Source organism: Sphingobium xenophagum, from assembly GCF_002288285.1.
Taxonomy (GTDB): domain Bacteria; phylum Pseudomonadota; class Alphaproteobacteria; order Sphingomonadales; family Sphingomonadaceae; genus Sphingobium; species Sphingobium xenophagum.
In genome coordinates, this window is sequence record NZ_CP022746.1 from 295,001 (window position 1) to 315,950 (window position 20,950).

Annotated in this window: 19 protein-coding genes (1 of these 19 only partly in view); 5 read left to right on the forward strand and 14 right to left on the reverse strand. The window is 62.8% G+C overall.

Features of this window, described 5'->3' with window-relative positions:
• The 9 genes from CJD35_RS16260 to CJD35_RS16300 form a co-directional block, all read right to left on the reverse strand.
• Positions 1–1,516: the beginning of an efflux RND transporter permease subunit gene (locus CJD35_RS16260; protein ID WP_017183559.1), read on the reverse strand. 1,643 nt of this gene lie to the left of the window's left edge; 1,516 of the gene's 3,159 nt are visible here — the first part of the coding sequence; it begins with the start codon at positions 1,514–1,516; its stop codon lies off the left edge, out of view.
• On the reverse strand, positions 1,506–2,750 hold the full coding sequence (locus CJD35_RS16265; protein ID WP_095687260.1) for an efflux RND transporter periplasmic adaptor subunit: 1,245 nt from the start codon (positions 2,748–2,750) through the stop codon (positions 1,506–1,508). The genes CJD35_RS16260 and CJD35_RS16265 overlap by 11 nt, the downstream gene beginning before the upstream one ends.
• Positions 2,750–4,018: a TolC family protein gene (locus CJD35_RS16270; RefSeq protein ID WP_017183561.1), complete on the reverse strand. Its 1,269-nt coding sequence runs from the start codon at positions 4,016–4,018 to the stop codon at positions 2,750–2,752. The genes CJD35_RS16265 and CJD35_RS16270 overlap by 1 nt, the downstream gene beginning before the upstream one ends.
• 57 nt (positions 4,019–4,075) lie before the next feature.
• Positions 4,076–4,489, reverse strand: coding sequence for a hypothetical protein (locus tag CJD35_RS16275; RefSeq protein WP_017183562.1), 414 nt, complete (start codon positions 4,487–4,489; stop codon positions 4,076–4,078).
• Positions 4,490–4,684: 195 nt separating this feature from the next.
• Complete coding sequence (locus tag CJD35_RS16280; protein WP_095687261.1) at positions 4,685–7,078, reverse strand: TonB-dependent receptor; 2,394 nt, start codon at positions 7,076–7,078, stop codon at positions 4,685–4,687.
• Positions 7,079–7,299: 221 nt separating this feature from the next.
• Entirely contained in the window at positions 7,300–8,784 is a 1,485-nt protein-coding gene (locus tag CJD35_RS16285; protein ID WP_017183563.1) for a lignostilbene-alpha,beta-dioxygenase NOV2, read from the reverse strand.
• A gap of 86 nt (positions 8,785–8,870) precedes the next feature.
• The gene (locus tag CJD35_RS16290) at positions 8,871–10,493 is read right to left on the reverse strand and encodes a GMC family oxidoreductase (protein ID WP_086486119.1); all 1,623 of its coding nucleotides are present in this window, start codon (positions 10,491–10,493) and stop codon (positions 8,871–8,873) included.
• A gap of 8 nt (positions 10,494–10,501) precedes the next feature.
• The gene (locus CJD35_RS16295; protein WP_017183565.1) at positions 10,502–12,676 is read right to left on the reverse strand and encodes a PQQ-dependent dehydrogenase, methanol/ethanol family; all 2,175 of its coding nucleotides are present in this window, start codon (positions 12,674–12,676) and stop codon (positions 10,502–10,504) included.
• Complete coding sequence (locus tag CJD35_RS16300; protein ID WP_017183566.1) at positions 12,673–13,587, reverse strand: NAD(P)H-binding protein; 915 nt, start codon at positions 13,585–13,587, stop codon at positions 12,673–12,675. The genes CJD35_RS16295 and CJD35_RS16300 overlap by 4 nt, the downstream gene beginning before the upstream one ends.
• Before the next feature lie 95 nt (positions 13,588–13,682).
• Between CJD35_RS16300 and CJD35_RS16305 the strand changes: the two genes are divergently transcribed.
• Positions 13,683–14,180: a nuclear transport factor 2 family protein gene (locus CJD35_RS16305; RefSeq protein WP_017183567.1), complete on the forward strand. Its 498-nt coding sequence runs from the start codon at positions 13,683–13,685 to the stop codon at positions 14,178–14,180.
• Between the two features lie 4 nt (positions 14,181–14,184).
• Here the strand turns inward: CJD35_RS16305 and CJD35_RS16310 are convergent, their stop codons facing one another.
• Genes CJD35_RS16310 through CJD35_RS16325 form a run of 5 tightly spaced genes read right to left on the reverse strand, consistent with a single transcriptional unit; the run spans position 14,185 to position 17,441 of the window.
• Positions 14,185–14,706, reverse strand: a complete 522-nt coding sequence (locus CJD35_RS16310; RefSeq protein ID WP_017183568.1) for a hypothetical protein — start codon at positions 14,704–14,706, stop codon at positions 14,185–14,187.
• On the reverse strand, positions 14,703–15,116 hold the full coding sequence (locus tag CJD35_RS16315) for a c-type cytochrome (protein WP_017183569.1): 414 nt from the start codon (positions 15,114–15,116) through the stop codon (positions 14,703–14,705). The genes CJD35_RS16310 and CJD35_RS16315 overlap by 4 nt, the downstream gene beginning before the upstream one ends.
• Positions 15,113–16,183 carry an FAD-linked oxidase C-terminal domain-containing protein gene (locus tag CJD35_RS16320; protein ID WP_244917307.1) on the reverse strand — a complete coding sequence of 357 codons (1,071 nt, stop codon included), beginning with the start codon at positions 16,181–16,183 and terminating at the stop codon, positions 15,113–15,115. Before CJD35_RS16320 ends, CJD35_RS16315 begins: the two co-directional genes overlap by 4 nt.
• On the reverse strand, positions 16,126–16,644 hold the full coding sequence (locus CJD35_RS23135; RefSeq protein WP_244917308.1) for an FAD-binding oxidoreductase: 519 nt from the start codon (positions 16,642–16,644) through the stop codon (positions 16,126–16,128). The genes CJD35_RS16320 and CJD35_RS23135 overlap by 58 nt, the downstream gene beginning before the upstream one ends.
• A gap of 29 nt (positions 16,645–16,673) precedes the next feature.
• Positions 16,674–17,441 carry an SDR family NAD(P)-dependent oxidoreductase gene (locus tag CJD35_RS16325; protein WP_017181826.1) on the reverse strand — a complete coding sequence of 256 codons (768 nt, stop codon included), beginning with the start codon at positions 17,439–17,441 and terminating at the stop codon, positions 16,674–16,676.
• Positions 17,442–17,651: 210 nt separating this feature from the next.
• Between CJD35_RS16325 and CJD35_RS16330 the strand changes: the two genes are divergently transcribed.
• The 4 genes from CJD35_RS16330 (at position 17,652) to CJD35_RS16345 (ending at position 20,911) form a co-directional block, all read left to right on the forward strand.
• The gene (locus CJD35_RS16330) at positions 17,652–18,506 is read left to right on the forward strand and encodes a p-hydroxycinnamoyl CoA hydratase/lyase (protein WP_017181828.1); all 855 of its coding nucleotides are present in this window, start codon (positions 17,652–17,654) and stop codon (positions 18,504–18,506) included.
• A gap of 117 nt (positions 18,507–18,623) precedes the next feature.
• Positions 18,624–19,751 carry a cobalamin-independent methionine synthase II family protein gene (locus tag CJD35_RS16335; RefSeq protein ID WP_017181829.1) on the forward strand — a complete coding sequence of 376 codons (1,128 nt, stop codon included), beginning with the start codon at positions 18,624–18,626 and terminating at the stop codon, positions 19,749–19,751.
• Positions 19,748–20,146 (forward strand): nuclear transport factor 2 family protein, encoded by a 399-nt coding sequence (locus CJD35_RS16340; RefSeq protein WP_241763587.1) that lies wholly within the window; start codon positions 19,748–19,750, stop codon positions 20,144–20,146. The genes CJD35_RS16335 and CJD35_RS16340 overlap by 4 nt, the downstream gene beginning before the upstream one ends.
• Positions 20,147–20,152: 6 nt before the next feature.
• Entirely contained in the window at positions 20,153–20,911 is a 759-nt protein-coding gene (locus CJD35_RS16345) for an IclR family transcriptional regulator (RefSeq protein WP_019054646.1), read from the forward strand.
• The last annotated feature ends 39 nt before the right edge of the window (positions 20,912–20,950 follow it).

Consider the following 20,950-nt stretch of genomic DNA (forward strand, 5'->3'; position numbering starts at 1 on the left):
GGATAAGCGCGGCTGTCAACGCCATGACGACGGTGATCGCCATGGGATGGAACATCTTGCCCTCTACCCCGGTAAGCGCGAAAATGGGAACATAGACCAATGCGATGATGAGGACGCCGAACAGCGATGGGCGGATCACTTCCGACGTGGCAGAGGCGGCCAGCGCGAAGCGCTCGTCGCGGTCGAGCAGGCGGCCAAGGCCGTGCTGCGCCTCGCCATAGCGGCGCAGGCAATTTTCCACGATGATCACCGCACCATCGACGATCAAACCGAAATCGAGCGCGCCAAGGCTCATGAGATTGCCCGACACCCCCGCCTGCACCATGCCCGTGATGGTCATCAGCATCGCAATGGGAATGACGGCCGCGGTGATGAGAGCGGCGCGGACATTGCCGAGCAGCAGGAACAACACGACGATGACGAGCAACGCGCCTTCGAGCAGGTTTTTCTCGACCGTCCAGACTGCCCGTTCGACCAGATCGGTCCGGTCGTAGATCGCGACCGCCTCAACCCCGGCGGGCAGCGCCTTGGCGGCCTGCTTCAGTCGCTCCGCCGCTGCGCGCGCGACCACGCGGCTATTCTCGCCCGCCAGCATGACGACTGTGCCCAGCACGACTTCCTGCCCGTTTTCTGTGGCGGCACCGGTACGCAATTCCTGACCCATCCCGACATCGGCGACGTCATTGATGCGGATCGGCACGCCGCCGCGATTGGTGACGATGATGGATTTGAGGTCTTCAACGCCCCCCGCCTGCCCCGGCACCCGGACCAGATATTGCTCGCCATAGCGTTCGACATAGCCTGCGCCGACATTGGCATTGTTGCGGCCTAGCGCCTCGACCACATCATCGAGCGCAAGCCCATAGGCCGCCATCCGGTCCGGCAACGGGGTGACATGATATTGCCGTTCATAGCCGCCAATGCTGTTGACTTCAGTGACGCCCGGCGTGTTGCGCAATTGCGGGCGGATCACCCAATCCTGCAAGGTGCGCAAATCCTCCGCATTATAGGGCGTGCCGTCCGCCTTGCGCGCGCCCGGTCTGGCCTCCAGCGTGTACATGAAAATTTCGCCAAGGCCGGTCGCGATCGGCCCCATTTCCGGTTCGACGCCGGGCGGCAATTGCGATCGCGCGGTCTGCAACCGTTCGTTGATCAGCTGGCGCGCGAAATAAATGTCGGTGCCATCGGCAAAGACGGCAGTGACCTGCGACAGGCCGTAGCGGGAGATGGAGCGTGTATAGTCCAGCCCCGGCAGGCCCGCGATCGCCGTTTCGATCGGAAAGGTGACCCGCTGTTCCGCCTCCAGCGGCGAAAAGCCGACGGCTTCGCTGTTGATCTGCACCTGGACATTAGTGATGTCCGGCGTCGCGTCGATCGGCAGCCGCTGAAAGCTCCATATGCCAAGTGCGCAAAGCACAAGCACGGCTGCCAACACCGCCCAGCGCAAGCGGATGGAGGTGGTGACGATACGTTCGAGCAGCGGGGGCTGGCCGGCGGCGATGGCCTCAATGGTCATGGCTGGCTCCCGACTTGTCGATGTCGGCGCGGATCAGGAAAGCGCCATCAGTGACATATTCGGTGCCGGGCTCCAGCCCGTCCAGCACTTCTGTCCATTCCGGCGTCCTGCGGCCCAGTTCGAGCATGCGTACTTCATAGCTGTTGCCGACCTTGGCATAGACGACATCAAAATCGCGGAAGCGCTGGATCGCCTTGGTCCGCACCGCCAGCTTCGCCTGCGTTTCGGCAACGGCGAAGGCGCCTTCCACTCCCATGCCGGGGCGGAACTGATCGGCTGCGGATTCGGGCAGATGGACATGGGCGAGCAAGGTCTGGCTGGCCAGGTCTGCGGTCGGCAATATCGCTTCCACTGCGCCGGTCAGCCGGGCCGCACCCGACAGACTGCGTAGCGCGACCTTCTGCCCTACCCGCACCCTTTCAGCATCGCGCGGATAGACGAAAAATTCGGCATGCAGCTTGGCCGGATCGGCAATCACGAACAGCGCCCGGTCCCCGGTCATGTCCCCAATATTGGCATTTTTTTCCACGATGATGCCGTTGATCGGCGCAGTGACGGCATAGGTCTGGAGCGAATGGCTGGATTCGACGCGCAGCAGTGCCTGGCCCCGCCGCACAGTCTGGCCCAGTTCGCCGTTCATCGACATGATCTGCCCAGGCAGTCGGGCGCGGACGTCGGCCTTGCCTTCAGGCGTGATTTCAATGCGGCCCGACAAGTCGATCAATTCGGCGATCGAGGCTGGCCCTGCCCGTTCGGACCGCACCCCGCCCGCCCGCGCAGCGTCCGCGGCGATGGTGGTTCGGCCTTCATAGGACGCATAGCTCCATTTATGCGTCCGGCCAGCTTCGGCAGCCATGACCTTTACATCGAAACTATGCGGTTCTTTCACAGCCCCGCGACCACGCAGAAAATCATCCTGCGGGGAGAAGGCAAATCGATCGATCTTGCCGCCCAGCCTGGTCAGTTCGACACTCAGTTGAACATCTTGCGGCCTGACCGGCTTGTCGTCACGATAGGCGTAGACATGGAATTCGGGTTCGGCGCCATCTCCAAAGATGGTGATTTCAACCGCGAAATTGCCGTCGCGCAGCATCCGACCGCGATGGGGACCGCGCTCTTCCTCGGCCTCTTCCGCGCCATGCTCTTCATGATCGTGCGAGGGCGGGGTTTCGCTACACCCGGCAAGCCAGGTGGGGGCGAGCAGCAGGGCCGCAAATTTCAACAAGGGGGACATCAGCGATTCTCCGCGCTGGCAAGAAGGGATGCATGGCGACCGGTCAGCCGATCGAGCCGCGCGCCGTCGAGATGGTAGGATTTGAGCAGGGCGATGCGGCGATCATAGACATTGATCATCGCCTCCTGTGCCTGCGTGACTTCCAGGAAAGTGAAAGCGGTGCCGCCGCGATTATAGCCGTCGCGCACCAGCACGACCGCGCGTTCGGCGCTGGGCAGAACCACATTGTCGATCTTGTTGATTTCGCGCACGATCGTCGCGCGCTGCGCCAGCAGCCGGTTTATGTCGCGCGTCGCCTGCACCCGCAGCACCGCAATTTCGGCTTCGGCGACACGACGTTCGGCTTGCGCCTGCTCGACATTGCCGCGCTGGGCGCGCCGACCGCCAAGCGGGATGGAGCCGCCGACCACGATGCTGACATCATTGCCCTGCCCATAATGGCGCAGCCCCGCGCGCAGGACCGGATCGGCAGCGCTGTTCGCCTCCGCCAGCCGCGCGCGCGCCGCCGCCGCATCACGCTCTGCATCGAGCAGTGCGACATCTATGGGCTGTGCGTCGGCGGCCGGATCGGGTGCCAGGCGGGAAAAGCTGCTGCTATCGATCTCCACGTCGCCCTGCGCGCCCCACCATGCGGCCAGCGACATGCGCGCAATCCGGGCAGCCTCAATCGCCTGTTCATGGGCGATGCGGGCCTGTGCCACGGCGGTGCGGGCGCGTTCCAGCGCGAACAGGGGATCGAGCGCGCGCGCGACCCTGCGCGCCACTTCCCGCTCCAGTCGTTGGGCGAGCGTCAGCCGTTCCAGCGCGACAGGGATTTCGGCTTCCGCCGCCAGCGCCTCCACCCAGGCGGTCTGCGCCTGTGCCAATATGTCGAGCTGGCGCAGGCGGCCGCGTTGCTCGGTCACATCGCGGTTCAGCCGCGCCGCGCCGATCCGCGCCTCCCGCTTGCCACCACGTTCCCAGGTCCGCTCATACCAGGCAGTCGTCTGGGTGCTGGCGATCGGCGTGTAGGGATCCGTGCGGGCCAGATCCTCCAGGTCGACCGTGACGACATCCTGGGGCCGGACCTCCGCCTGCTTTATGGCGGCGCTCGCCGCGTCATGTTGGGCGGCAGTCACGGCAACGCCGGGATCGGCCTGCGCCACGCGCGACAGCGCATCGGCAAGCGTCAACCCCTGCGCTGCCAATGGCGGAGCGGGAAAGAGAGCGCTGGCAAGCAGCATGATGGTCAGGCGCGGAACAGCGCGCGCCCTGAAATATGGAGACATGAAACAGGCTTTCGCTATGCGACGTGGATCAACCCGCGCCGCATGGCGGCCGCAGGCTCAGACGCGGAAAGCGAACAGCCTGGGTGGGCGCTCTTGCCCCTGAAAGGCGGAGTCCGGCTCCACCTGATCAATCATCATGGCAGGCGGCGCAAAGCGCGACGAGGGCGCAGCGAGTCCTGCCTGCGTGAGCAGGATGATACCGGACCCGCTATCGCCATGATGGTGATGGCTGTCGGGCAAGCGATCGGACTGCCCTTCATCCTGTTCGCCATTGACATCATGGTCGGCGTCATGCGCCTCTTCCACAGTCAGAGCGCTTAACAGGAGATGCCCATGGGCCTGGGCCGCGCCGGGCGCATGCTGCACCTTATCGATCATCCGCGAAAGGCCCATGCCCGCAAACAGGGCCAGCAGCGCAATGCACAGCAATGCGACCAGGCGAGCATGCAGGGAGAAGCGCAAGGCGGGCATGGCGTCAGCCTATCCAGCCAAGCAGGGCGGCACAAGTCTCTGTCGATCGCAAAGCGCCATCGTAAATCGCATTCATGGGGCCGGTAGCAGCATATCCTGCCGCCCTGCCCGACCAAAGCCATCGCGGCATCGGCCTGTCATGCACGGCAATGGCCAGTCGCCTTGTCCGGCGACCGGCCATTTTTGATGCCTGTGTCAGAAGCTCTTTTTCGCGGTGATCATCCATTCGCGCGGCCGACCGACCACGCCGGAAACGACGCCGAAGCTGCCGACATTTTCCGCCTTGCCAGCATAATAATAGCTATCGAGCAGATTGGTGACCCCAAGGCTGAGCGACCAGTCCTTGTCCGGCCCCTGATAGGTCAGGCGCGCATTGACGAGATGCGGCGGGTTGATCTGATTGAAGGCATTGTTGATGGCATTGTAAAAATAGTTGGAGCGCCAGGACCAGTCGATACGCGGTGTCAGCGTGCCCGATCCGGCCAGATCCGCTTCATACTGGATGCCCGCCGACAATTGCCATTTGCTGATGAACGGCGCGATCATATTCTTCGTCACCAGCGTCGCGGGATTGGTGATCTTCTTATAGTCAAAGTCGAGATAACCCGCGGACGCATCGATCGACAGGCCGTCAGTGGGACGAAGCGAAGCTTCCAGTTCCCAGCCAAGGACGCGCGCGTCGCCCGCGTTGGACGGGACCGAGCAGGAGAATACGACGCTTTCCGGGCACTGATAGCGGACCAGCTGCATATCCTTGTAATCATTGAGGAACACAGCGCCGTTCAACCGTAGCATCCGACCCATCAGGTCTGCCTTGAAACCGGCTTCATAGGTCGTCAGCTTTTCCGGGCCGAAAGTCTGCACCTGGTCGGGGGCTGAAGGACGCGGGTTGATGCCGCCGCCCTTGAAGCCGGTCGACACCTGCGCATAGGTCATCAACTGGTCGTTCCAGCGATAATTCACGCCCAGACGGTAATCGAGGCGATCGCCCTTGAACGTGCCCGACAGTCCGTCAAGACCGGCCAGCAGGAAGTTGGGCGTGAAGAAGGCGCCGCTGGGCAGACTGCCGTCAATATTCCGGCGCGAATAATTATAGGTTTTCTTGTCGTCAGTGTAGCGCAGGCCCGCGATCACGTTGAACGCATCGGTGACATGGAATTCGGCATGGGCAAAGGCCGATGCACTGCGGTTCTTGACCACGTCATCCACCAGAAAATCGAACAGGAGCGTCGGGATGGCGCTGCGCCCCGACAGAAGATCGGTCGCCTTGTAATAGAAGCCGCCCACGGTCAGGTCGACCGCATCGTTGAAATTGGCGCTCAGGCGCAGTTCCTGCGTGAATTGTTCATGGCTGTAGTTGAACTGCTGCAGCAATATGGCGAGCGGCGAGCCATCCACGTCGATCGCGCTGGTGCCGTCCGCCTTGCGATAGCCGGTGATCGATTTGAGCTTGAGCATGTCGGACAGATCATAGTCGATCGTCCCGGCAATGCCCCAGCTTTTGACCGAACTGGTCGGGCTGGCGGAGAAGCCACCGGGTGCGACCTGGGTCGGGATGCCGAACACGGTCGTGTAATTGCCGCCGGTCGCATAATTGGCGTAGGAGGTGTAGCTCTTCGACGCAGTGATGAAGCGGCTGTCGAACGGAATGCCGGCCGTAGGATTGCCCGGCACATAGCTGCGCACCAGCGGGTTGTTGGCATAGAGCAATTTGGTCGCGACCGCTTCGCTATTATCCTTCGACACGTCGGCAACGATGTTGACTTCCAGCGGCGAGCCGACCGGCGCAAAGCGCAGCGCGGCGCGCAGGGCCATGACGTCGATGCCGCCTTCGGTGCCGACCTGGCACCCCTTGTCATTGGTGCCGGTGGGCGCGATGCCCGACGCGGGATTGGCGCAGCCATAGTCCAGCAGTTTCATATAGCCGTCGACATTTTTCGACACGCCCGACACGCGCAGGAACAGGCTATCGCTCAACGGGATGTTGGCGCTGCCGCGCAGTTCCAGCCGGTCATAGCTGCCATAGGTCGCTTCGATGAAGCCGCCCGCTGTTGCGTCGGGCTTCTTGCTGAACAGCTTGACCGCACCGCCGACGCTGTTCTTGCCAGCCAGCGTTCCCTGCGGGCCGCGCAGCACTTCGACCCGCTCCAGATCGGTCAGGTCCATCACCGCACCATAGGTCGTGCCATAATAAATATCGTCGATATAGATGCCCACGCCCGGCTCCAGCGCGAAGCTGGAATCCAGCTGGCCTACGCCACGGATGAAGGCCGCGACCGAATTACCCTGAAGGCTGGTTGCCGGGGCCAGAGCCACGTTGGGGGCGAACTGGCCAAGGTCGGTGACGCTGGTCTGGCTGCGCGCGGCAAGGGTTTCGCTGGACACCGCAGTGATCGCGATCGGCGTGTCCTGCAAATTCTGCTGGCGAAACTGGGCAGTGACAATGATGTCGGCGGACTGGTTCGACTGATCGGCCGCCTGTTCCGGCGCGGATGCGTCCTGGGCCAAAGCGGGACCAGCGGCCATCGCGGCCATCATCGCAATGCAGGCGGCATTGCTGCGAAATGCAGACTTCCAGATATGTGACATTATTTTCCTCCCTATTGTCAGTCAGCAAGGCAAAGGGGAGGATCACCGGACCGCCCATAGGCGATGCCGGTCCAGGCGACGCTTATGCGTCTGCCCTTCCTGCCGTCCTCTGATCCTGCCTGCCCGACTGTTCTGCTCTGACAGTATTTTTGGAGGGGGCGACGGATAAGGCCCACCCCCTCCTCTTCAATAAATAACGATCGTTACGATTTGTCAAGCCGTCACGCGGCTTCACTGTCCACATTCTGGCGCGCATTCGCCAATTGCCGGGCCGATACCCATGCGCCATGAACCTGCGCGCGCATCGGCATGGGCATGGGCACGCGAGCGATCGGCCCGGCCGCAATTGCGCCAGCCTCCACCACCCAAAGTTCGGACTTGAAATCCGCCTCGCCCGCCTGCCGGTCGACGACCATCAACAGCCAGCCTTCATGTTCATCCTGCGTCGATGGCACATGGACCGGTTCGCTGATCGCCATGCCCGGCTCCAGCCCCATCATGTCGATACGACCATTGCCTGGTTCGATCCGCAACAGCGCGTTGAACGCAACCCCTACAGGTCCGCCGGGCAAAGGTGGCCCGCCTTGCGGGTTCATCGACAGATACCAGGCCGCCCGATAAGGCCTTCCCTGATCCGCGTCGCGCAGCCGTGGCATGTCGCCGGGCGGACCAACCAGACGCTCCTCGAACATGTCGCCCTCCTTCGACAGGTCGAAGGTCCAGCGGGTCAACCCGCCCTGTATATCCCGCTGGTCGCGCTGGATGCCACCCGCCTCGCGCATGAAGCCGAAGGCATTGGTGTCCGACAGGCAGAGATCGAGATGGACGAAACCATCCTCCTCATAGGCGTTCACAAGATGGAAGGCAGAGACGCCATTGCGTCCCTTGAACCAGCGCATCTCCTCCACCTTGCCATAACGCGGCATGATGCCGACCCAGCTTTCCAGATCCTGCTGGTGCGCCCAGTGCGCGCCGCCCGCTTTCAAGCGGTCGAGATCGGCCGTGGTGGGGAAGATCGGGAAAATGGCGTAATGTTCGGTGATCGCGAAATCGTGGATGGTCGAGCAATAGGGCTGATCGAACCATTGTTCACTGATCAGTTTCCCGTCGCGATCAGCGATCGCATAGGAAATTTTGGTCGAACACAGACCATCGGCTTCATAGCCGAAGAAGAACATTTCCCCGGTTTCCGGGTCGACGCGCGGATGGGCCGTGAAGGTCTGGGATTTGAGCGCACCATAATAGTCAAAGCGGCCCAGCGTCTCCAGCGTGTCGGGATCGACCTGATAGCCCAGGCCGTCCTCCTTGGTCATCAGCAACCGACCGCCGTGCCAGACCGGGGTGGTGTTCGCCACGGTGCGATCGCGACCCGCCACGCTGGCGTCATCGGTAAAGGGATTGCGATACTGGCCGAACAGGGCGCGCCGCGCATCCTTTTCCAGCCGGTATCGTTCGGTTTCGACATAGCGGATCGCATAATCGACCTTGCCATCATGGATCGCGAATTTCGCGACCATTCCATCGCCCGACAGCACGATGTCATCGTCAAACATCGGCGGATGGGCAGGGTCCGGCACGGCGCGGAAGAAGGCGCCGTCAATTTCCGCGGGGATCGTCCCGATGACGTCCAGATTGCGGGCGGACCATTCGATGCCCACGGGCGTATTCAGTCCGACGAAATGGATGGTCTGGGGATAGTTTGGCATCGCCCTGGGTTCCTTATTCTCTCCTGACGCACATACTAACATTCGTTACTATTATTGCAAGCGCAGAATGTATGCCGGGGCAACCATCATCCTGGTGGCTTCATGTTGCGACGTAGCGTCTTGAGGACATGATCGGCCCCCTTGTCGCCGATCATGATTGCCGTCGCATTGGTGTTACCCGCCGGCAGCGACGGCATCACCGAAGCATCGGCGACCCACAGCCCCTCCACACCAATGACGCGCAAATCCTGATCGACCACCGCAGCGGGATCGTCCCGACGACCGATCCGCGCGGTCCCGACGGGGTGATAGAGCGGGATGGACGCCATCTTGACATAGTCGCGCAGTTGCTCCGTCCCGGCCAGCGCCGCGCCCGGTCGCAGTTCGCTTTTCACATGGGGCGCGATCGCGGACTGGCGCAAAATATCGCGGGCGATGACGATGCCTTCGACGATCTGTTCTATGTCCAGTTCACTGTCGAGTTGCCGATGCGCGATGACGGGGGGCGCCAACGGATCGGGCGAACGCAGCGTGATCCGCCCGCGATGGCTGGGCCGCATCAGCCCCACCAGCGTCGAGACGGAAGGATTTTTGCGCAGCATCAACCGACCCCGCTCATCAAAATCGAAGGCGAAGGCGGCAAAGCTGATCTGGAGATTGGGCACAGGCAAATCCGCCCGGCTTTTGACGAAGGCCTGCGCGTGGCCAATCGCCGTGGTCAGCGCGCCGCGCTTCGCCAGCGCATAGCGCAGCACCTGCCACGCGCCGCGCAACCCCTGTGCGTCGCTGTTCAGCGTCGCGCCATCGACTTCATTGACGACATGGGTGCCGACATGATCCTGCAAATTGCGGCCGACACCCGGCAGGTCGCGCACCAGGTCTATGCCCATCTCCGCCAGATGATCGGCCGGGCCGATGCCCGACAGCATCAGCAGGCGCGGCGTGTTCATCGCCCCGGCCGACAATATGACGCCATGGCGCGCACGCAATGTCTTTTCGACGCCATCCTGACGATAGACGATGCCGACCGCGCGATTATCCTCGATCAGCAGCCGAAGCAGTTGCGCCTCCAGCAGGATCGTCGGCGTCTTGCCACCACGCCGTTCATGCAGATAGCCGCGTGCCGAAGAGCAGCGGGTGCCGTTGCGCTGGGACACCTGGACATAATCGACCCCCTCGGCGCTTTCGCCGTTCAGGTCCGTCGAGCGGGCGATGCCAGCCTGTTGCGCAGCCGCAATCCACTGGTCAGTGATCGGATAGCGCGCGCGCCCTTCCGACACGGCGATCGGTCCGCCGGTCCCGCGCCACGCATCCGCACCGCGTTCATTATCCTCCATCCGCCGAAAATAGGGCAGCACGGACGCATAGTCCCAGCCATCGGCACCCAACGCCGCCCACCGGTCATAATCCCAGCGGTGACCGCGAATGAACATCATGCCGTTGAGTGCGCTTCCCCCGCCCAGCAGTTTCCCAGCCGGCCAGATGTCGGCCCGTCCGCCCAGCGACGGATCCGGTTCGACCTGATAACACCAGTCATAGTCCGGATTCTGGACGATCGAACTGGTCAGCGCAGGGACGCGCGAACGCATATGCCGGTCGGTCTTGCCCGCTTCTATAAGGGTGACGGCCAGCCCGGCTTCCGCCAGCCGCCCGGTCATCGCAGCCCCGGCAGATCCGCCGCCCACCACGATGATATCGCTCTGTTCCATGTATGATCCTAAAAATTGGACATGACGGCGATGCTGGGTGCATCGAGCGGCTTGCCCGCCGCCTTGAGTTTCATTTCCCGGTCACGCAGCGCGCCCTGCTCGGCGATCAGCCAGGCATGGATCGCATCCACGTCCTGCGTCGACAGAATATCGTCCCAGCGCGGCATTCCGCCCGGCAGCAACAGACCATCGCGCACGATCGCGCCGAATACATCATGGGTCGCAGGCTGCATCCGGCGCAGGTCCGGCGCGGTCGAGCGCAACTGGTTGCTGTGACAGATGGCGCAATTCTGGAAGAAGAGGCCCTGCCCCCGCGCGATCATGGCCGCAGTAACGCCGGGCTTCTGCGCCGGGGGCGCAGCTGCGACCTCCAGCGGCGGCAGCGGATCGGGCTTCTTCACCGGTCCGCCGTCCAGTTTGAACACCAACAGGCGGTTGGCATTGCCAAAGCGATAGGCCGCGGCATAGTCGGGCACATAGCCCCAGCCGCCACCGCCAAAGCCGGTTGCGACAGCGACATATTGCACGCCCTTGACCCGGTAGGTCATCGGCGCGGCCATAATCGAACTGCCGGTATCGATTTCCTTGAGCAGCCTGCCAGTATCGGCATCCCTGACCATCAGCTTGCCGCCGATCGTCCCGTGAAAGACCAGTCCCGACGCGGTGGCGAGCGTTCCCATCCGGTCCTGCCACCCCTGGGTCGGAACAGTCCATTTTGCCTTGCCGGTCAACGGGTCGATGGCGCGCAGTTCGGAACTATAGGGCTTGTCCTTGACCCATTGCATTTCCGGCAGCTTTTCGACCTGATCGCGAACCGCCGGCGGTAGCGTCGGCAGCACCTGTTGCAACATCGGCGTGAAGATCAGCGTGGTCTGGACATTGAGCGCCCTCGCGCGGCGGGCCTGTTCAGGCGTGCCGGGTGGCGGCCCGAACATGAGATTGCCCATGTCCAGCACATGCGCGAAATAGAGTTTGCGCGTCGGATCATAGGCTGCGGGGTACCAGTTGCGCGCGCCAGCCGAGGCTGGATAGACGATGCGCGGACCGTTCCAAAAGTCGACATTGCCGGGCGTCATCTGCGCAACGCCATCCTTGTCGAAGCCCCTGGTCCAGTTGGCGCGTACCAGAGCATTGATCCGCAGCGGCTTGCCGGTTTCCCGATCGATCACGAACAGATAGCCATTTTTGGGCGAATGGAGGATGGCGGGGCGGACCTTTCCGTCCACCTCGACATCGGCCAGCACCATCGGCTGGGTCGCGGTAAAGTCCCAGCTGTCGCCCGGCGTTTCCTGATAATGCCATTTGACCGTCCCCGTCTTGCGATCCAGCGCGACGATGGACGAGAGGTAGAGATTTGTTCCACCCTTGGGCGAGCGGGTCTTTATCGAATAGGGTCCACCATTGCCGACACCGATATAGACAGTGTCGAAGGCGGGGTCGTAGTTGATCGCGTCCCATACAGTGCCGCCGCCGCCAATGTCCCAACGGCTGTCCTTGTCCCAGGTCTTGAGCGCGGCATCGAGTGCGGGATTTTCCTGCGGACCGGCTTTGGGATCGTGGGGCACGGTGAAGAAGCGCCATGCCTGTTTGCCATCAGCGATGCGATAGGCAGTAACATAGCCGCGCGTGTCATATTCCGCGCCTGCATTGCCAATGATGAGAAGGTCGCCCGCAACCTCTGGCGCGCCTGTGCTGGTATAGCCGCGCGTATGATCTATGATCGTATCGACCTTCCAGACGATCGCGCCGGTCTTGGCATCGAGCGCGTAGAGCTTTCCGTCGAGCGCGCCGACCATAACCTTGCCATCGGCGACGGCAACGCCGCGATTGGCCTGATCACAGCAGGCCGAACGGTTGGCCTGCATGTCGACCTCCGGCTCGAAGGTCCAGAGCGACGCTCCCGTTGCAGCATCCAGCGCATAGACCCGGCCGAGATTGCCGCTGGTGTACATGATGCCGTCGACCACGACCGGCGTGGCTTCCTGCACCCGGTTGGTACCAAGGTCATGCGACCAGGCCAGGCCCAACCGCGCGACATTGCTAGCATCGATATCGGTCAGGCGGGAAAAATGGCTGCCGCCGACATCGCCGCCGGTAAAGGGCCAGTCGTCACCCGCACCGCCTTTGCTGCCCCCGCTCGCGCATCCCGCCAGCATCAGCAGGGCAAATAGCGCGCCTCTCACAGCGGCCAGCTTGCCTTGTGCGCCAGCATGACCTCGCGCAGCGATTTGGGTTTGCGACCCGTGATCCGTTCGACGCAATCGGTCGCCTGGGCAAAATAGCCTTCGCGGATCGACTGGCCAAAGGTGACCATGTCATCGCTCGACCAGGGGATTGGTCCATCAGGCATGATGTCCGACGCGTGACGGGGAATGCCCAGAGAATCGAAATAGGCGAACATGCCATCGTCATCGACTGGTTCGACGATGATCGGCTTGCCGGCCATGTCGCTGGCCATGGCCATGGCCTGCGGAATGGTAATGAGATCCGGGCCGGTCAGCGTGTAGGCCTTATTCTCATGGCCCGGCTGAGTCAGCACGCCAACGGCGGTGGCGACACAATCGTCGCGGCTGACAAAGGCCACCGCACCATCGGCGCAATTGTCCGGTTTCGTCCCGGCCATCAACGCGGGAATGACCATCGCCGCGGCAACCGCCTCGGCATATTGGCTGTCGCGCAAATGGGTCCAGGCAGCGCCCGACGCCTCGATAATCTCTTCGGTCGCGCGGTGATCATATTTGACGATGGCGGGATTGCCCGGTTCGTCTGCGGCGATGATCGAGGTGTAGACGATATGGCGCACGCCCTGCGCGACCGCTGCCTCCACCGCGTTACGATGCTGGCCGACCCGCGTGCCGACGCGAGCAGTGCTGATCAAAAGCATCCGTTCGCCCCCAGCCATGGCGGCGGGAAGGGTCGCGGGATCATCGAAATCGGCGAAGCGGACGTCAGCGCCCCTGGCGGCAAAGTCGGCTAACCTAGCAGGAGTGCGCGATAGCAGGATGACGTCTTGCGGAGCGACCTTGTCCAGCAACAGCGCCGCGGCGGCGCGGCCAAATGCGCCGGAAGCCCCTGAAATAATGATCTTTCCCATGCAGCCCCTCATCTGTCTTTCTTATCGACGGTTGCGCATGATAGTAACGAATGTTATTGTTGCGTCAAGAGAGTGAAAACAGGAGAGTGACCATCATGCCAAGCCTGCCCATCGAAGACCGGATCGCCCTGCAGGATTTGATCGCCGCTTATAGCTGGGCGCTGGATACCGGCGATGTCGATGCGCTGGTCGCCTGCTTCACGCCCGATGCGCGGATGGTGGAGGAAGTGTTTGACGATCCCGACATCTGGGAAGGGCATGACGGGATTCGGGGGATTGCCGAACATTATCGCAATGCGCCAGGCTTCCCCGGTCGCCAGCATCATGTGAGCCAAATTCAATATATGCCGCAGGCGGATGGCAGTTGCATGATGCGGTCCTTCGCTTTCGTGACGGAATGTGAAGGCGAGCCGCCCTATCTGCTGCGCTTTGCAGGCTGGTATGACGATCATGCGGTCAAGGGCGATGATGGCGAGTGGCGTTTCCATCGTCGTACCGTGCGCCTTTGGGACGGCGCGGTGCTGAGCAAATTTCCTGGCCGGGGCGAGTGGGTGCCGCGCAAGCGCCCCGACTCGCTCATCATCAAGCGCTAAGGATTTAGCGGGACCGGATCAGCACCCAGCTGAGCGCCGGTTCCGCCATCCCCGTAGCCGGGACGACGGCGCATTTCTCCACACCGCCCAGCGCCAGTTCGGCAAAGGCTTCGGGCCAACGGGCGCCCGCAAGCCGCGCCAGCGTGCCGATGGTCGCGCCATCGGGCGCGCAGATCGGCACCATGACGCCGACGGGGCGATGCAGGACCAGCGCGATGCGGCGATAGCCTGCCTCTGCCGCGATTTCGCCGATCAGCAGTTCATCGCTACGCCGGGTGACGCCGAAGATCGATGCCGGCTCGCTGACCAGCAGGCCGCGCAATTGGCGGACGCGGTCGCCCTCCAGCGCAAGCGATGTGCCGCCCAGCGCCGCCGCCCGCACGGCGAACCGATGTCCTGCGCCAAGGCCGGAATCATGCAGCAGCAGCGGCCCGCCAGTTCGCGCAGCCATAGCGCCGCCAGAACCAGCGAGCGCGGAAGCAACCGCCGCGCTCGCCAGAAAGTCGCGTCTTGTCACGATCGTCATTGTCCCCCCTCCCCGGCGCGTGCCAGATGCCTGGCGATCAGGTTCATGTCGGCGTCGCTCACTTCACCACGCGGAATGGCGGGCATGTTGCCAATGCCCATGCGCGCCGCCTGCACGACATAATCGACGGTCAGGTCCGTGCGCTTTTCCAGCAGTGGTTGATCCGTCCGGCGGGCAAGCAGGCCTGTTCCCATGCCGCCTGGGCCGTGACACATTGCGCATTTTTCCAGATAGAGCCGCTCGCCCGGTCCTGCCTTGGGCCGGGAGGAGACGGTTTCCGGCGCGGGCAGCGGTGGTGGCCCCTTGGACGCTTCTGCCGGTGGCGCCGCGCTTTCATTCGCGCGGCCGCACGCCGCCCCGGCCAGCACCATGGCGGATGCCGCCAAAGTCATCCATCCGCGCCGCATCATGCCCGCCCTCCTGCTTTCCGCGTGGGCCAGATGCCGCTCTTGCCCGGCGCGATCACGCCGTTGGGATCAAGTGCGTCCTTGACCTTGCGGTTGATCTGCCAAAGCGACCCCTTGTTGAAATCATAGGTGGCAGCGACCGCATCCATATAGTCGAGATGGGTGCGATATTCGCCATAGCCCTGCGCCTTGGCGTCAGCGATCAACTGTTTGAGGAAGGGATCGACCCTGCCCATCAAGGCAGGATCATCCTTGTTGATCAGCACAGCATTGACGTTGATGAGATGGCGTTCGCCAAAGGCGAAGCTGGCCTGATAATCCATGCCATATTCCTTGTAGCGGGCATAGGTGCGCTGAAACTGCGCCATCGCCGCTGCGCCCGATTGCGGCAGGATGGGCGAGAAGCCGACATGGCCGCCGCGTCCGCCATGCCAATTGGCATTTTGCATCGGCATGGTCAGCGGCGTGCCGGTCCAACCGCTCGCCTCCATCGGCTCGCCCGTCTTCCAGCTTGTCGGGCGCATCGCCATGGGCTTGAGCGCGGACATCGCCTGTTCCAGCACGGCATAGGCCGCCTTGTTCACCGACTCGCGACCATAAAGGCGCAGGCTCACGCCCCACCAGCCGACATTGAATTTCTTGCGAATAGCGGCAATCACGTCATCGCCCAGAGCGCCGGGCTTGTCGGTCCACTGATCGCGCGTCGTCAACACAGCGGCTGCGCGCAGCCAGTTGCCGATGGTGGGCGACTGCTGCAACAGCCCTTCGCGTCGCAATGGCGCGATCGCATCGATAAGCGGTCCCAAATCCTCTGGCCGGTCAAATTCCAGATCCATGCCCATCAGCGATTCCGGCGCAGGCATCAGCCACAGGCCCATTTTGGTCACGATGCCGAAATTGGACTGGACGAACATCTGATCCCAGCTTGGACCAAAGCCGAAGCGATAGAGTTGCCAAGTGGGGGCGCCGTCCAGTGCGCCCATGCCCGTGCGCACGACCAGCCCGTCGGCCATCACCGCTTCGATGCCGCAGATGCGCGCGGCATGTTCGCCATAGGGCGTGTAGCCCACCCCCGGTCAAGTGCATTGCCGACCACCGATCCCCAGCTGTTGCCGGGCACCGACAGCCAATGTTTCATGCCCCTCGACTTCAGGAAATCATAAAGATCGTAGAAGCCTACCCCCGGTTCCAGCAGTACTGTGCCGTTCGCCTCGTCATAGTCGATTTTCTTCATGCGGCTCATGTCGAGGACGACAGAACCCGCCAGTAGCGGCGCGGAGCCGCCATAGCCCAGATTCTTCCCCCGGCTGATCGGCCAGAGCGACAGGCCACGTTCCGACGCGACGCGGACAATCGCCTGCACCTGTTCCACCGTGGTGGGCGCGACCGCACCGGCGGGATGATGCAAGGCATCGTCGATGGCGAACTTGTCCTGATAGGCAAGCTGGTCCGCTTCATCGAAGAACACATTATCCTTGCCAACGATCGCAGCGAAGGCGGCGATGACGGAGGGCGAAAGGGGTTGGGCCATATTGTTGTGCCTTGTGACTGGAAAGAAATTCAGGCCGCCGCGGTCCAGCGGGTGCGGGCCGGCGGGCGCGCACCACCGTCGAGCCGCAATATTTCAGCGTTGATCATCGGACTGCGGATCAGGAACATGGCGGCATCGGCAAATTCCTGCGCGGTGCCCGCGCGGCGGGGAAATTCCATGCCGTCGATCAATTCGTCGACCAGCGCATCGGGCATGGGCGCCGTCATCGGCGTTGCAAAAAAGCCGGGCGCTATCCCCACGCAGCGGATCGCATGGCGCGACAGGTCGCGCGCCCAAATCAGCGTCAGCGCAGCCAGCGCCGCCTTCGACGCGCCATAAGCGTCCATCCCTTCCTGCCCCTCGAACGAGGCGATCGAGCAGGCGTTGAGGATGATGCCGCGTTCGCCATCAGGGCCATCGGGCATATTGGCAATCATGGAATGGGCAACATGGGCAGTGACGGCAACCGCGCCGATCAGGTTGACGTCGATCACCCGCCGAAAAGCGCTGATGTCCCCCGGACCAGCGGGCGATGCGATCGAACCGATGCCGCCGATGCCAGCCACATTGGCCAATATCGCGATCGGGCCATGGCGATCGACAATGGCCGAGATGACAGCCGCTACCGCCGCTTCGTCCGTGATGTCGCAAGGGATCGATTCGATCCCGGTCAGGGTAGCCGGATGTCGATCGAGCACGACGACCCGCGCTCCTGCGTCGCGCAGCGCATGCGCCAAGGCTTCGCCCAGGCCCGATGCGCCCCCGGTCACGAGCGCCAATTTGCCGTTCACGTTCATCCCGCCTCGCTCCGCCGTTCATGTCGACGATTTAATAACGATCGTTATCATCTAGCGGGTCGACGGCGTTGTCAAGCCAGCGCCGGGCGGGCCGATAGGCAGGATCATAAAATTCGCTTGCCAATTCTCCCTGCGATATTGTATCCCTAGCATACATATTCGGTGAGGCCGCCCCCGGCCCGCCTTTCACAGGACCAGCCAGGGAGCAGGATGATGGAAAACGAAAAAGACGTCGTATCGGTGCATGTTGAGGACCGGATCGCCTGGGTGAATTTCGCCCGCCCCGCCAAGCGCAACGCGATGAGCCCGACGCTCAACCGGCGCATGATGGAAGTGCTGGACGAACTGGAATTCCGCGACGATGTCGGCGTACTGGTGTTGAGCGGCGAAGGCACGGCCTGGTCAGCGGGCATGGACCTGAAGGAATATTTCCGCGAGACCGAGGCCGATGGCCTGCGCGGTGTGCGCAAGTCGCAGCGCGAAAGCTATGGCTGGTTCCGCCGCCTGCGCTGGTTCCAGAAGCCGACCATCGCGATGGTCAATGGTTGGTGCTTTGGCGGTGGCTTTGGCCCGCTGTTCGCCTGCGACCTCGCCATCTGCGCGGATGAAGCGCAGTTCGGCCTGTCCGAAATCAACTGGGGCATATTGCCCGGCGGTGGCGTGACCAAGGTGGTGGTCGACCTGCTGTCGATGCGCGACGCCATGTGGCTGACGCTGACCGGCGACCTGATCGACGGCAAGCAGGCGTCGGCCATGCGACTGGTCAATGAAAGCGTGCCGCTCGACCAGCTCAAAGACCGCACCCGCGCGGTTGCCGACAAGCTGCTGTCGAAGAATCCGGTCGCTCTCAAATTCGCCAAGGATGCAGTCCGTCGCGTCAACACCATGACCTATGACGAGGCCGAGGATTATCTGGTGCGCATGCAGGAAGCAGCCAATTTCCACGACAAGACTGAAGGTCGCAAGGAAGGCATCCGCCAGTTCATCGACGAGAAGAGCTACAAGCCGGGCCTGGGCGCCTATGACCTGTCCAAGGCCAAGGCGAACGCTGACAGCGCAGCCTGATTCCCCTAACCCTCCTGACGGGCGCCGGACAATGTTCGGCGCCTATTTTTTCATATCCGCGATATATCCATATCCGCGAAACTGTGGCAGGGTGCTCCAAACAGGAGGAGGATCTTTATGTCCATTGCCACCACCCATGTGGGCAGCCTGCCGCGTGGTGACGCACTGACCCCGCTGCTGCTGGCCCGCGACAAGGGGGAGCCCTATGACGCTGCAGCGTTCGACACATTGGTGCAAGCCGCCGTTTGCGAAGCCGTGACCGCCCAGATCGAGGCGGGAGTATCGATCGTGAGCGATGGCGAATTGGGCAAGGTTGGCTATTCCACCTACATGATCGAGCGATTGTCGGGTTTTGGCGGTCATACCGACCGCAGGCCTGCCGCCGACCTCGCGCCCTTGCCGGAACTGCGGCAGAAGCTGGCTGCGATCATGGGCAGTCAGGATTTTACCCGCGCGTCCTGCATCGGGCCGGTGCGCAAGGTGACGCTGGAACCGCTGCATGACGATATCCGCCGGTTCAAGGCCGCGCTGGCGCCCCATGGGGATGGCGTGCGGGCGTTCATAAACGCAGCCTCGCCAGGACTGATCACTGCCTTTCAGGTCAATCGCCATTATCCAAGCCACGAAGCCTATCTGGCCGATCTGGCCGACGCGATGCGGGAGGAATATGAGACGATCGTCGCGGCAGGCTTCGACCTGCAACTCGATTGCCCCGACCTAGCGATGTCGCGGCACACTGGCTATCAGGACGCCAGTGAAGAAGAATTTCTGAAAATTGCCGCGGCCAATGTCGAGGCGCTCAACGCTGCCACCGCAAATATTCCGCCGGAACGGATGCGGATGCATATTTGCTGGGGCAATTATGAAGGCCCGCATGACCATGACATTGCGCTGGAGAAGGTGATCGACATCATCCTTGCCGCCCGTCCGGCGACCATCCTGTTCGAGGGCGCTAATCCCTGCCACGAACATGAATGGACGGTGTGGCGCGATGCGACCATTCCCGATCACAAGATATTGGCGCCGGGCCTGATCGACACCTGTTCCAACTATGTCGAGCATCCCGAACTGATCGCCCAGCGGATCGAGCGCTTTGCGCGGATCGTCGGCAAGGATCGGGTGATCGGCAGCACCGATTGCGGGTTCGGTACATTTGCTGGCTATGGCAAGATCGACCCGGCAGTGACGTGGAAGAAATTGCGGTCGCTGCGCGCGGGCGCGGATCTGGCGGACGCACGGCTGTGACGGCGGATGAACGACGCGACATCGAGGCGGATTGCGCGCGGCTGATCGCGCTCTATGCCAATTTGAACGATGCCGCCGATTGGCAGGGCGTGGCGGCCCTCTACGCGCCGGACGGACGGATGGCGCGGCCAACGGCCCCCGACGACTGGGTGGAGGGGCGCGACGCCATCCTGGCAGCGTTCCTTGCCCGCCCGGCGCGGGTGACGCGGCACATTTGTTCCAATGTCGTGATCGACGTGCTGAGCGCGACCGAGGCGGTGGGGGAAAGCGCGATGCTGTTGTTCACGGGCGATAGCGCGCCTAAGGTCGGATCGTTTCACGACCGCTTCGTCCTGGGCGCGGCGGGATGGCGCTTTGCCGAGCGGCGGGGTAGCCTGACTTTCCAGGGGAGCTAACTGCCCATGAATGGCACCACGCCATCTACTGTCAAATCGGCGATGCGGACGATCGACATCATAGAATATGTCGTCGCGCGGCCGGCAGGCGTGGTGGCGCAGGAGATTGCGGCGGGCCTTACCATTCCAGTCAGCAGCCTGTCCTATCTGCTCGCAACGCTGGTCGAGCGACAGTATCTGGCGCGGGTCGGGCGGCGCTACCTGCCCGGCCCGGCATTGGCCCGGCTCGTGTCGCCACGCATGGCCCTGTCGCTGGCGGACAGGGTGCGGCCGCTGGTCAAATCCTTGCGGTCACAGACCAACGAGACCGCGTCTTTCTTTGTGCGGGACGGTTGGCAACTGGAAGCCATTGTCACGGAAACAGCGGAACAGTCGCTGCGCTATTCGATCAGCGTGGGAACGCGGATTCCCATGCACAGCCTGGCGGCGGGCAAGGCATTGCTGGCTACGCTGTCCGGCGATGAAATCGACGCCTATTTCGCACAAGTGCGATTGGAGCCGTTCACGCCCCATAGCGTGACAGACGAGAAGGCGTTGCGAAAGGAACTGGCAGCGATCCGCACGACGGGCGTTGGGCGCACGCGGGAGGAGTATACGCCGGGCATTTGCGGCCTTGGTATGGCGGCATTGGTCGATGGCATGGCGGTCGGCGCCTTTGCTGTCGCCATCCCCCTGCCCCGCTTTACCGCGGAGCTGGAAGCCCGCGTGGTTCAAAAACTGGAGCAGACCGTCGGTCTTTTCGCCGCGGCGGAGACGCCAGCATAGTGAGAGAAAAGGCCATCCGGCAGAGGCGCGCCGTGCAAT